At 67.4% G+C, this 12,868-nt stretch carries 11 protein-coding genes; 7 read left to right on the top strand and 4 right to left on the bottom strand.

Features of this window, described 5'->3' with window-relative positions; all coding sequences use genetic code 11:
* Positions 1-49: 49 nt before the first annotated feature.
* Positions 50-1,522: a transglutaminase-like domain-containing protein gene (locus ABIA73_RS13365; protein ID WP_354275903.1), complete on the bottom strand. Its 1,473-nt coding sequence runs from the start codon at positions 1,520-1,522 to the stop codon at positions 50-52.
* Positions 1,523-1,654: 132 nt separating this feature from the next.
* Between ABIA73_RS13365 and ABIA73_RS13360 the strand changes: the two genes are divergently transcribed.
* From ABIA73_RS13360 to ABIA73_RS13335, 6 genes are all read left to right on the top strand, one after another.
* The gene (locus ABIA73_RS13360) at positions 1,655-3,100 is read left to right on the top strand and encodes an SH3 domain-containing protein (RefSeq protein WP_354275902.1); all 1,446 of its coding nucleotides are present in this window, start codon (positions 1,655-1,657) and stop codon (positions 3,098-3,100) included.
* Positions 3,101-4,195: a dipeptide epimerase gene (locus ABIA73_RS13355; RefSeq protein WP_025878242.1), complete on the top strand. Its 1,095-nt coding sequence runs from the start codon at positions 3,101-3,103 to the stop codon at positions 4,193-4,195.
* A 400-nt stretch (positions 4,196-4,595) separates the two neighbouring features.
* Complete coding sequence (locus ABIA73_RS13350) at positions 4,596-5,444, top strand: MurR/RpiR family transcriptional regulator (protein WP_032975614.1); 849 nt, start codon at positions 4,596-4,598, stop codon at positions 5,442-5,444.
* 12 nt (positions 5,445-5,456) lie between these two features.
* Positions 5,457-6,218, top strand: coding sequence for a L,D-transpeptidase family protein (locus tag ABIA73_RS13345; RefSeq protein ID WP_354275901.1), 762 nt, complete (start codon positions 5,457-5,459; stop codon positions 6,216-6,218).
* Entirely contained in the window at positions 6,215-7,516 is a 1,302-nt protein-coding gene (locus tag ABIA73_RS13340; protein WP_099782555.1) for an APC family permease, read from the top strand. The genes ABIA73_RS13345 and ABIA73_RS13340 overlap by 4 nt, the downstream gene beginning before the upstream one ends.
* Positions 7,517-7,598: 82 nt before the next feature.
* The gene (locus ABIA73_RS13335) at positions 7,599-7,946 is read left to right on the top strand and encodes a hypothetical protein (protein WP_025878246.1); all 348 of its coding nucleotides are present in this window, start codon (positions 7,599-7,601) and stop codon (positions 7,944-7,946) included.
* Between the two features lie 107 nt (positions 7,947-8,053).
* Here ABIA73_RS13335 and yiaA read toward each other — a convergent pair whose 3' ends face one another.
* Complete coding sequence (gene yiaA, locus ABIA73_RS13330; protein WP_025878247.1) at positions 8,054-8,506, bottom strand: inner membrane protein YiaA; 453 nt, start codon at positions 8,504-8,506, stop codon at positions 8,054-8,056.
* Between the two features lie 172 nt (positions 8,507-8,678).
* Between yiaA and ABIA73_RS13325 the strand changes: the two genes are divergently transcribed.
* On the top strand, positions 8,679-9,845 hold the full coding sequence (locus ABIA73_RS13325; RefSeq protein ID WP_354275900.1) for a PQQ-dependent sugar dehydrogenase: 1,167 nt from the start codon (positions 8,679-8,681) through the stop codon (positions 9,843-9,845).
* 106 nt (positions 9,846-9,951) lie between these two features.
* On the opposite strand, the gene ABIA73_RS13320 is transcribed toward ABIA73_RS13325, so the two are convergent.
* Positions 9,952-10,545, bottom strand: coding sequence for a hypothetical protein (locus ABIA73_RS13320; protein ID WP_099841784.1), 594 nt, complete (start codon positions 10,543-10,545; stop codon positions 9,952-9,954).
* Positions 10,546-10,682: 137 nt separating this feature from the next.
* Entirely contained in the window at positions 10,683-12,857 is a 2,175-nt protein-coding gene (locus tag ABIA73_RS13315) for a glycoside hydrolase family 3 N-terminal domain-containing protein (protein ID WP_333622375.1), read from the bottom strand.
* Positions 12,858-12,868 lie beyond the last annotated feature (11 nt).

Raw genomic sequence — 12,868 nt, 5'->3', positions numbered from 1 at the left:
CCCTGCTCTCTCCTGCAAGAATTGAATGGTGGTGGGGTGGTGTGTCGCGCTAGCGTTGCCCGGCTGGCAGTACCCGCCACTGGAAGTCGTAGCTCCATTGGTCGAAGTACAGGTTGCCGCCTGACCACTCGGCCTCGCCGCGCTGCGAGTCGACCGTTTCCGAGCGGTAGTGCTGTTTGGCCGGCACGAACGCCTGGCCGAAATCGTCGTTGAAGGCGATGCGGTAGCCATCAAGGCCACCGAGGTAGAAGTCACGCAGCGCGGGCGTGCCGCTGGCCAGCGCACCGGTGGTCACATCCATCGGCAGCCAACCATAGGGCGCCAGGTAGACCTGTCCCCAGTCGTGCAGGTTGTTGTAGCCGCTGCCATCGTCGGAGAACACCATGCCCGATTGCCAGCGCGCGGGAATGCCGTTCATGCGCAGCAGGGCGATCAACAGCAGTGTCTGCTGCCCGCAATCGGCATGACCGGCGCGCAACGCGTAGTCGCTGATGTTGCTGAGGGTCGAGTACTCGCGCGCACCGGCCCATGGAATGCGGTCGACCGCGGCGAACAGCTTGCGTACCACTTCATACGGGCGTGTCTCGCCCTGCAGCACCTGGTCGGAGAACAGCTTCAGCGCCGGGGTGAAGCGCACGTGCGGCAGCTGCTCGGCCAGATAGGGCTTCAATGCTGGATCATCCGGCGTGGCCTGCACCTTCGTCGCATCGATTGCCGTGTGGCGCGCGAAGATCGTCACCGCATAGCGGATTTCAAAGTGCGTCGGCTGGCCAGCCACGGCTGCGGCTTCCAGGTAGGCGGTGCGCTGCTGGGTGCTGGCCGGGGCGACTCGAGCCTTGCCTGGTGCACTGCCGATCCACTGCACGCGCTCCTGCTGGCCGGGAATCTCGCGCGGGTACGGAATCCAGGCACGTACGGTTTCGCCGGCCGGTACGGCATCTGCCTTGACCGTCAACGATTGGGTGAATTCGATGCGCTGCGGCAGCACGGATGCCATGCCGCTCTGTTCGGCGGCGGCAACCACGCGCGCGTGATGCGCGTTGAGCACCTCGTTGGGACCCGGCGCCGGCATCGGCGCATCCGCGCGGCGGCGTGCACGCGCTTCATCGCTGAGCAGGAACAGGTTCGATGGTGCGCGCTTGAAGTACCAGCGCGTGCCATCGATGTCGAGATGCTCGATCAGGCCAAGCTGGTCCCAGCGCGCGAATTCCTCGTCGGTCAGGTCGGGAATCCAGCGGCGTACCGCTGCTTTGGCAGCGGCTTGGTCAAGGGAGAAATCCAGTTTGATGCGGCGCATGCGCTCGCGCTGGAACGCGCTTTCGGCAACATCGCCTGCGGTCGCCAGCAACGCATCGGCATCGCTGAAACGACCGCTGTCGACCAGATCGATCAGCTGCGTTTCCCGTTCGCGATCAGTGGCGCTGCGCGGATCCGCGGCCGGTGCCGCCGACGCCCACAGCAGCAGCGCGGCACACAGGCCGGCAGCGGCAGGCAGAGACGGTTTGCGAACGGCAGGATCCACAGCGACACTTCCCAAGCGCGGGTGGTAACGGCTGTGTAACACGGGCCGGAAGACCGGTCAATAATTTATTCTTGCTTTCGGTGACGAAACGAATAAATATTCCAACAGGCATTCGAGGAGGGTGTGCAGCGCATGATCCTGGCTTCCCGCGAACCGCGCCGGCACTGGCCGCACCGGTTGACCTTGGCACTGGCCCTGGGCCTGCTGGGCGCACCCGCATTCACCCAGGCGGCCACGCCTGCACCCGACCCCGGCGCCCCGCTGCCTTACGTGATCGGCCTGCACGAGGCCTACCTCACCGCGGACTACTGGGCGGCACGGCTGGACAATGCCGACGCACCTATCCTGGACCGCGCGCAGATCGAGGCGCAGAACGCACGGATGCGCGCGCAGGACAAGCACATCCAGGACATCGCCACCCTGCCTGCGCAGCTCAGCACGGCACAGGTGCGTGACAGCATCGGCGCGCTGTCGAGCTGGCCCACGCGGGCGCTGTATGACGACAAGGGCCGCGCCATCGCACCGGACGTGCGCAGCGCGATCGAAGCCAACCTCGGTCTCGACGCAGTTCCGTCGCAGGTGTCGCCGGACTACGCCCTGGTGGTGAAGCGCGCCGCGCTGCGCACCTTCCCCACCCGCCAGCGTGTCTTCAGCACCGTCGGCGATACCGACATCGACCGCTTCCAGGAGTCGGCACTGTTCCCCGGCGACAAGGTTGCCGTCGTCCACCGCAGCACCGACGGCCGCTGGCTGTTCGTGCACAGCGAGCGCTACAGCGCATGGATCGAAGCCGACGCGGTGGCCAGCGGTGACAAGGCCACGGTGCTCGGCTACGGCGCGAAGGGCCCGTACCGCGTCGTCACCGCCGCCACAGCGCACACCGCCTACACACCCGAAGAACCGCGCGTATCGCGCCTGCAGCTGGACATGGGCGTGCGCCTGCCGGTGTTGGCCGACTGGCCCGTCGCTGAGCCAGTGAACGGGCAACAAGCGCACGCCTCGTGGGTGGTGCAGCTGCCGGTGCGCGAGGCCGATGGCCGCCTGAAGCTGGTGCCGGCGCTGCTGCCGCGCTCGCAGGAGACCGCCGCCGACTACCTGCCGCTGACTCCGCGCCTGCTGCTGCAGCAAGCGTTCAAGTTCCTCGGCGAGCGCTACGGCTGGGGCCACGACTACGACACCCGCGACTGCAGTGGATTCGTATCGGAGATCTACCGCAGCTTCGGCGTGCTGCTGCCACGCAATACCAGCGCACAGGCGGTCAGTCCCGCGCTGGACCGCTTGCCGTTCACCGCCAAGGACGGCAAGGCCGTGCGCGACCGCGCCGTCACCGATCTGCAGGTGGGTGACCTGGTCTACATCCCCGGCCACGTGATGATGGCCATCGGCCACGTCGATGGCCGCACCTGGGTGATCCACGATACCGCGGGCGGCAGCTGGTTCGGCGCCGACGGCAAGCGTGTGCAGGCCCACCTCAATGGCGTATCGGTCACCCCGCTGGAGCCGATGATGGCCAGCGACAGCGTCCGCTACATCGATCGCATCACCAACATCCAACGCCTGCGTGCCAAGAACCCCTGAATGAAGATCACCGCCATCGAACTGGGCATGCTGCGCGTGCCGCTGAAGACCCCTTTCAAGACCGCGCTGCGCACGGTGGAAACCGTGGAGGACGTGGTGGTGCTGATCCGCACCGACAGCGGCCACACCGGCTACGGCGAGGCGCCTGCCACCGCGGTGATCACCGGTGATACCCACGGCTCGATCATCGAAGCGATCCGGCACTTCATCGCCCCGCGCCTGATCGGCCAGGAGGTGGTCAACCTCAACCGCCTGTGCACGCTGGTGCAGACCGCGATGGAGCGCAACACCAGCGCCAAGGCGGCGGTGGAGATCGCCCTGTACGACCTGTGGGCGCAGCTGCATGGCGCGCCGCTGTACCAGATGCTCGGTGGTGGCGACCCGGTGATCACCACCGACATCACCATCAGCGTGGACTACATCGACAAGATGGTGGCCGATTCGCTGTCGGCGATCGAACGCGGCTTCGAGTCGCTGAAGATCAAGGTCGGCAAGGACATCGGCGTGGACATCGAGCGGGTCAAGGCGATCCATGCCGCCGTCGAAGGCCGTGCGCTGCTGCGCCTGGATGCCAACCAGGGCTGGACCGCCAAGCAGGCGGTGCATGCGATGCGCACGCTGGAAGATGCAGGTGTGGTGCTGGAACTGCTGGAGCAGCCGGTCAAGGCCGCCGACATCAGCGGCCTGAAGTACGTAACCGATCGGGTCAACACCCCGGTGATGGCCGACGAGAGCGTGTTCAGTCCGAGCCAGGTGATGGACCTGATCCAGCAGCGCGCCGCCGACATCATCAACATCAAGCTGATGAAGACCGGTGGCCTGTCCAACGCGATCCGCATTGCCGACATCGCCGGCATCTACGGCGTGCCGTGCATGATCGGCTGCATGATCGAATCCAGCATCAGCGTGGCCGCAGCGGTGCACCTGGCGGTAGCCAAGAGCGATGTGATCACCAAGGTCGACCTGGATGGTCCCTCGCTGGGACAGTTCGATCCGGTCAGCGGCGGGGTGCGCTTCAACGAGTCGGAGATCAGCATCAGCGATGTGCCGGGGTTGGGCATCACCGAAGTGCGGGGGTTGGAGATGCTGGGTTGATTTCTGCCTTGCGGCTGGCTTGGTGTACAACTGACGTTGGGTCGGGCGTTACTTTTCTTTTCGCGAAAAGAAAAGTAACCAAAAGAAACGCTCCGCCGGCCGCGAGCCGACGTGCTGCGCACGCCGGTGCCCTGCGCTCCTCGGTCCGCCGAGGGACGGCGCGGAACTCGCTGCGCTCAGACACCCGCGCCTCTTCGCCCTCGCCGGACCTGCGGTGCTCGGCTCGCTTGAAGGCGGACTCAACTGCAGCTCCGGGTAGATCCACGCCATGCGTGGATGTCCTTGCTCCTGCTTTTGCCCCACTCCGTGCCCCCTTCGCGGCTGGCACCCGCCCGACCCACCCCATAATCCGCTCTACGCAACCAACCGCAACGCGCCTACACATGCCCGGACGCCCCGCATGCCGCCCCTGCTGAAAATCCGCACCGAGCGCGGGCAGATGTCGGCCATCGAACGCCGCATCGCCGACTTCATCCTCGACAACGCGCACCTGCTGCGCGACTACTCCTCGCAGCAGCTGGCCAGCGCGCTGGGCATCAGCCAGTCCAGCGTGGTCAAGTTCAGCCAGAAGCTCGGCTTCAAGGGCTACCCGGACCTGAAATATTCCATCGGCGAGGACGTCGCCCGCGCCGGTGCCGACCCACAGCAGGCGCCCGCCGAACCGGACATCAGCGATGACTACCTGCGCCTGGGCGACGCCCTGCGCCGCAGCAAGGCCCAGGCCGAGGAAGAAACCCGCCAGGCCAACCCACGCGAGGAGATCGAGCGCATCGTGCAGCTGCTCGACGGCGCGCCCAAGCTGTTTGTGCACGGTCTCGGTGACGACGGCCTGTACGCGCGCGAATTCGCCATGCGGCTGTCGCTGCTCGGCCTGCTGGTGGTGCCACATACCGATCCGATCCTGATGCTGGCCAACCTGTCCGCCGCGCGCCCGGGCGATGTGCTGCTGATGTTCTCCGAGTTCGGCAAGTTGCCACAGCTTTCGCAGCTGTCGCGCCAGTTCCAGGACATGGGCGGCAAAGTGGTGTCGATCACCCGCCACACCGCCAACCCGCTGCGTGCGCATGCCGATGCGGCACTGGTGGTGTGCGCGCACGACCGCGCGCCGCAGGTGGCGCAGCTGCTGTACCGTAGCGCCATGCATGCCCTGCTCGATTTCCTGTTCGTGCTGCTCTGCCACGCCAATCCGGATCGCCAGCAGCAGCTGGCGGTGAACCTGGAACGGATCGACCACCTGCTGGATTCCTGACCGGAGCGCCCGATGAACCTGCTGCTGGCCCGCCTTGCATCTGCCGCGCTGCTGCTCGTTGCCGCAGCTGCTCTCCACGCTGCCCCACTGGACAACGCTCGCCAACTGATCGTGGTCACCAGCGAGACCTGGGACAGCACGCAGGGCCAGCTGCAGGCCTTCGTGCGCGACGGCAAGCACTGGCGCAGGCACGGCCAGGCCTTCCCGGTGGCGCTGGGTCGCACCGGCAGTGCCTGGGGCCTGGGCCTGCATCCTGCCCAGACCGACGGTCCGCAGAAACAGGAAGGCGATGGCCGCAGTCCGGCCGGTGTGTTCGCGCTGGGCAGCGCGTTCGGCTATGCCATCCGGCCCGGCACGGCAATGACCTATCAGCCGATGCTCGAGAGCAGCTACTGCATGGACGTGCCAGCATCGCCGTTCTACAACCGCATCGTCGATGCGAAGAAGGTGGGCAGCGCCGCCATAGCCGGTTCCACCGAACCGATGCGGCTGGACCTGCACAACCAAGGTGACGTGCGTTACCGGGAAGGCTTCGTGATCGCGCACAACCCGGACAACCAACCCGGCAAGGGCAGCTGCATCTTCGCCCATCTGTGGCGCCAGCCCGGCGAGGCCACCGCTGGCTGCACTGCGATGCCAGAGGTGCGCATGCAGGCGTTGCTGGACTGGCTGCGCCCGCAGGACACGCCACGCTTCGTCCTGTTGCCAAGGGCCGAATACCAGCGCCTGCAGGCACAGTGGAAACTGCCCGCGCTTGAAGGAGCCGTACGTTGAGCGCCGCCGACGAACCGCAACTGCAACGCGCGGTCAGCCGCTGGCAGATCGTCGGCCTGTCCATCAACGATGTGGTCGGCAGCGGCATCTACCTGCTGCCGGCGGCCACGGTCGCCCTGCTCGGCCCCTTCAGCCTGTGGGGCGTGGTCGCCGCCGGCATCGTCGTCGCCCTGCTGGTGCTGTGCTACGCGCAGGCGGCCAGCTATTTCGATGAACCCGGTGGCAGCTACCTGTACGCGCGCGAAGCCTTTGGTCGCTTCGCCGGTTTCGAGATCGGCTGGATGATCTGGCTGACCCGCATCAGCTCGGCCGCAGCGCTCAGCAATGCGCTGGCCGACGCTGTGGCGCGGTTCTGGCCGTGGGCAGGCGCAGGCATGGGCCGTATCGCGATCATCGTTGTCTCGCTCGGTTTCCTCACCGGGGTGAACATCATCGGCGTGCGTTCGGCCGCCCGCACCGGCATCGTGCTGGTGATCGGCAAGATGCTGCCGCTACTGTTGTTCGTGGCCATCGGCGCGTTCTACATCGACCCACAGCTGGCCTTCTCCGGCCAGCGCCCGGACCCGCACGACCTGCAGCGCATGGGCGAGGCGGCGCTGCTGTTGCTGTATGCCTACGCCGGGTTCGAGAACATTCCGGCCGCAGCCGGTGAATACCGCAACCCACGCCGCGACATCCCGTTCGCGCTGATCACCATGATCGTCACCGTCACCGTGATCTACGCGGCGGTGCAGATCGTGGCGCAGGGCACGCTGCCCGGCCTGGCCGGCTCGGCCACGCCGCTGGCCGATGCGGCCTCCAGCTTCGGCGGCGAGGCGCTGGCGCTGATCCTCACCGTGGGCGCGACCATCTCCATCCTCGGCACCAACAGCAACACGATGATGATGGGCCCGCGCTTCCTGTTCGCCCTGGCCCGCGATGGCTACGGCCCGAAGGTGCTGGCGCAGGTGCACCCGCGCTTCCGTACCCCGGCCGCGGCGATCTTCTGCCAGGGGCTGATCGCCCTCGGCCTGGCGCTGTCCGGGTCGTTCGTGCAGCTGGCACTGCTGTCGATGACCACGCGCCTGTTCGCCTACATCGGCACGGCCGCCGCAGTGCTGGTGCTGGCCAAGCGCTATGCCGACCGTCCCGGCGCGCTGAAGCTGCCCGGCGGCCCGTTGATTCCGGTGCTGGCCCTGCTGCTGTGCGTGGCCCTGTTTGCCAGTGCCAGCTGGCAGAACATCGTCGCAGCGCTGGTCGCCTTCGCCGTTGGCGCGGTGATCTACAAGCTGCCGCGCAAGGATGCCGCTGCTGATTGACCTGCCGATCACGCTGCCGGTCCGGCGCGTTAACCGGCCGATGGGCACGATCAGGCTTCGTCCACTACGGAGCCTTCTGTCCATGAGCCCCGATTACCAGATCCCCGGTCGCGTGCCGGAAGACAGCACCCCGCGCGAGGCCATTTCCGACTACTGGCGCGACCGCTACAGCGCCGAACCGTATTACGACGCCAGCCTGCTGTTCGATGACTACGAGCCGGCCTATCAGATCGGCCACGCAGCACGCTTCAACGAAACCCGCGCCGATCAGGTGATCCGCGCCTACGAACAGGTCGAAGCGGAGTTGCAGTCCCGCTGGGCGACCGAGCGCGGCAAGAGCCGCCTGGAATGGGATCAGGCCCGCGCCGCTGTACGCCGCGGTTGGGATGAAGCCCATGTGGCCGATCCGCGGCTGACGCGCCACGGTTGACCCCTACAGCTGCTGACTGATGCAGCCCCAGTAGCGCCGAGCCCCTGCTCGGCGCCTTCTGCGTTGCAGGCCTGGCCTGGGCAGGCGCTTGGCGCTACCTCAGCCGGTCATTCCTGTTCCGGCAGCGGCGGGATCGACGACGCGCGCTTGGGCTCGGCCGCGTTGGCGGCAATCAGGTCGCGGGTGTTCTTCTGCACCGCCACCGCGCCAAACAGCGACAGCGCGAACGCCATGCCGTAGAAGCCCTTTTCGCTCAGCACCAGGGTGGCGTTCCACAGGCCGACCAGCAGCAGCAACAGCGCCGACAGCAGTGCGAACCAGCACAGCGCGTAGTACAGGCCGCTCACCGGAATGGCCTCGACGCGGTCGCGCACGCTCTTCTGCAGCGATACCGCTGCAAACAGGCCGAACAGCAGCAGGGTCAGGTAATAGCCCTTCTCGTTCAGCGGCATCTCGGCATTGAACAGGCCGACCAGGTAGGCCACCGCGCCCAGCAGCAGGGCCACCCACGAGGCGGCGATGAAGGCGGGCGAGGGTCGATGGATGAGGGGTGCGTTCATTGCAGGTCCTTGGCAGACAGGCGGGCAATGCTTTGCCCGGACGACAACACCCTAGACGATCCGCGCCATGCCGCACAGGGGGGAGCAGGACCTTCGGGCCACGACCGTCACCGCCCCGGTGGTATACAAGGGAGAGCCTGGCCATCCGCATCCCCTTCCGCTGGAGATACCCATGACCCGCACGCCCCTGCTGCTCGCCCTCGGCCTGCTGCCGATCCTCGCCACCACCGCCTGCAACGCGGCCGGCCCTGATGCGTCTGAGCAGAAGGCTCCGGCAACCGCCGCGGCCAGCGCAGACCAACGCCCCTTCACCGCCACCGAGGTCAGCCGGTTCGACCAGCCGTGGGCGATGACCTTCCTGCCCGATGGCAGCCTGCTGGTCACCGAAAAGCGCGGCAAGCTGCAGCACCTGGACCTGGCCAGCGGCCAGAAACATGAGATCACCGGTGTGCCGAAGGTCGCCTACGGCGGCCAGGGTGGGTTCGGTGACGTCATCCTGCATCCGGATTTCGCCCGCAACCATGTGGTGTACGTCAGCTACGCCGAGGAAGGCACGCTGGACACGCGCGGCGCGGCCGTGGCCCGTGCCACCCTCGCCCTCGATGCCAACGGTGGCGGCCAGCTGAAGGACCTGAAGGTGATCTGGCGGCAGACGCCGAAGGTCAGCGGCGAAGGCCACTACGGCCACCGCCTGGCCTTCGGCCCGGACGGCAAGCTGTGGATCAGTTCGAGCGAACGGCAGAAGTTCGATCCTGCGCAGGACATGAGCGGCAACCTGGGCAAGATCATCCGCCTCAACGACGACGGCAGCCTGCCGGCCGACAATCCGTTCGCCTCGCAGGGCGGCGTGGCCGCGCAGGTGTGGTCGCTCGGCCACCGCAACGTGCTGGGCATCGCCTTCGATGCCAGCGGCAAGCTGTGGGCGCAGGAGATGGGTCCGGCCGGCGGCGATGAGCTGAACCTGATCGTGCGCGGTGCCAACTACGGCTACCCGATCGTGTCCAATGGCGACCACTACGACGGCCGTCCGATTCCCGACCATGACACCCGCCCGGAGTTCGCCGCACCGAAGGTGACCTGGAACCCGGTGATTTCCCCGGCCGGCCTGATGTTCTACAGCGGCAGCCTGTTCCCGCAGTGGAAGGGCAGCGCCTTCATCGGTGGCCTGTCGTCCACCTCGCTGGTGCGGGTTGCCTTCGACGGCGACAGCGCGCGCGAGGCCGAACGCTTCAACATGGGCGAGCGCATCCGCGAAGTGGAACAGGGCCCGGACGGCGCGCTGTGGCTGCTGGAAGACGGCAGCAAGGCACGGCTGCTGAAGCTCACGCCGAAGGCCTGACGGCCGGGTGGTGCCGGCTGCTGGCCGGCACCTGCAGGAGCCCTGGTTGCCGGCCCGCGGCCGGCACTACCGATCTGGAACGGCCCTGCATACGGGGCCGTTTTCGTTACTGGATGGTGCCGACCTTCACCTCGGTGCGCGTGCAGGCCTTGTCCAGGCACTGGCCGGTCAGCCAGACCTGGCCATCGCCGATCATCACGCCCTGCTGGTTGACGAACACCGTGCCGAAGTCCTGCGCGGACACCGCCTTGACCACCGCCGGGGTGATGATCTTTTCGTAGTTGCGCTGGAATTCACCGGGCCCGGTGATCTTCCTGCCACCGCTGATGTTCAGCGGGAAACGCACTTCTTCAACCACCGCCGCGCGATCGCCACCGACCACTGCGGTCTTGAAGGCAGTGAATACTTTTTCATACTGCGCCGCATCGCCGAGCAGCGTCTCGATGCGCGCGCGGGCGTCGTCTGCCGCCGCAGGTGCTGCGGGGTTGGCAGCATCGGCCGGCGTCGCAGCCGCATCCTTGGCGTGCTCCGCCGCAGCCTGTGGCGCGGCGACCGCATCGGGCGTGGTGCTGGCGGCCGCTTCGGCCGGCGTCGCGCCCGTCATCGGCGGAGGCGCATCGGCGGCAGGTTCGGGCGGCGGTGCCGGCTGCGAGCACGCTGCCAGCAACAGGACAGGAACAAGGTAGGCCATCGTGCGCATGCGCGGTCTCCATCGGATCAGGCTCCGATGGTAGCGCCGGGCCGTGCCCGGCGTGTTCGCCATGGGTGAGGACGCCGGGGATGGCCCGGCGCTACTCATTGCCAGTAGACCCACGCCATGCGTGGATGCTCTACCGATCAGGCCTTCAGCAGTTCGAACTGCACCGCGTCACCGGCCATCGACGAGGCGCACACCCACACGTCGAACAGGCCCGGCTCGGCACGCAGCACGCCGTCGCGGCCGGTGAATGCCAGCTGTTCACGGGTCAGGGTGAACACCACCTCGGCCGACTCGCCCGGCTGCAGGGCCACCTTGCGGAAGTCCTTCAGCTCGCGCACCGGCCGCACGCGGCTGGCCACGCGGTCGTGGATGTACAGCTGCACCACTTCCTCGCCGGCCACGCTGCCGGTATTGGTCAGCGTGGTGGTCAGGGTCAGGGTGTCGTCCCAGCCGACGCGCGCAGTGCTCAGCTGCGGCACGCCGTAGGCGAAGGTGGTGTAGCCGATGCCATGGCCGAACGGGTACAACGGCTCGTTCGGAATCTCGCGCCAGCGTGCCTTGAATTCCGACATCGTCGGCAGTTCCGGGCGACCGGTGCGCGGGTGGTTGTAGAAGTACGGCTGCTGGCCGGACACCTGCGGGAAGCTGACCGGCAGGCGGCCGGAGGGGCTGTAATCGCCGAACAGCACATCGGCCACGGCATGGCCGGTCTGCGTGCCCAGGTACCAGGTGATCGCAACGGCATGCGCATTGCGCACCGCGCCCTGCAGGGCCAGCGCGCGACCATTGCGCAACAGCACCACCAGCGGCTTGCCGGTCATCGCCACCGCTTCGGCCAGCGCCTGCTGTGCCGGCGGCAGGGTGATCTCTACGCGCGACTGCGCCTCGCCGCTGTAACGCTGCGGCTCGCCCAGCGCCAGCACCACTACGTCGGCGCGCAGCGCAGCGGCCACGGCCGCCTCGGTGCCACCGGCAATGGCGGCTTCCAGTTCGCATCCCGGCACCACTTCCAGCAGCGCGTCATCGCCGATGGCCGCGCGCACGCCGGTTTCCAGATCCACGTAGCGCTGCTTGTCGCCGAACAGCGTCCAGCAGCCTTCGATGTTGTCGCGGTCCTGCACGAACGGGCCGATCAGCGCGATCTTCTGCCCGTTCTTCTGCAGCGGCAGCACGTTGTCGCGGTTGTTCAGCAGCACGATCGAACGGCGCGCGGCATCGCGCGACAGTTCGTCATGGGCGGCGATATGGGAGGTATCGGCTTCGCGCGCCGGGTCCAGCGAGCGGTACGGGTCGTCGAACAGGCCGATGGCTTCCTTCAGCCACAGGATACGGCGCACGCCTTCATCCAGCACGCTCATCGGCACCTCGCCGCTCTCCACCAGGCCCGGCAGGTGCTCGGCGTAGAAGCCGCTCTGCATGCTCAGGTCCAGGCCGGCGGTGAACGCCTTGGCGGTGGCATCGCGATCGTCGGCGGCATAACCGTGCGCGACCAGTTCCATGTCGGCGGTGTAGTCGGAGATCACCACGCCCGGGAACTTCCATTCACCGCGCAGGATGTCGGTCAGCAGCTCGGCGTTGGCGCTGGCCGGCACGCCGTTGATGTCGTTGAACGAGGACATCACGGTGATCGCGCCAGCGTCGAAGGCCGCCTTGAACGGCGGCAGGTGCACATCGCGCAGGGTCTGCGGCGAAATGTCCACCATGTTGTATTCCATGCCGGCCATCACCGCGCCATAGGCGGCGAAGTGCTTGGGCGTGGCCAGCAGCGAGTCGGCGGCGCGCAGGTCGCTGCCCTGGAAGCCACGCACGCGGGCAGCGGCGAAGGCACAGCCCAGTACCACGTCCTCACCGGCACCTTCGGCACCGCGGCCCCAGCGCTGGTCACGGGCGATGTCCACTGCCGGTGCGTAGGTCCAGTGCAGGCCGGCAGCGGTGGCTTCAACCGCAGTGGCGCGCGCGGTGCGCTCGGCCAGGTCCGGCTCGAAGCTGGCGGCCTCGCCCAGCGGAATCGGGAACACCGTGCGCATGCCGTGGATGACGTCGGCCGCCAGGATCACCGGGATGCCCAGGCGGCTCTCCTCGGTGGCGACCTGCTGGATGCGGCGGCCGAGCTCGGCGCCGACACCGTTGAACAGCGAGCCGACCTTGCCCTCGCGCACCTGCTGCAGCACCTGGTCGGCATTGCGCACGTTGGCTTCCGGGTTCACGTCCGGGGCGAACGGGCGGACCATGTCCGCGAAGACACCCAGCTGGCCGACTTTTTCCTCGACGGTCATCTGGGCAATGAGGGATTCGATGCGATCGGAGGCCACCGGCAGTCCTT

The sequence above is a fragment of the Stenotrophomonas sp. 2694 genome (assembly GCF_040548715.1).
In the GTDB taxonomy this organism is placed as follows: Bacteria; Pseudomonadota; Gammaproteobacteria; order Xanthomonadales; family Xanthomonadaceae; genus Stenotrophomonas; species Stenotrophomonas indicatrix.
Note: the sequence above shows the minus strand (reverse complement) of the source record. Positions and strands in the feature narration are given on the sequence as shown.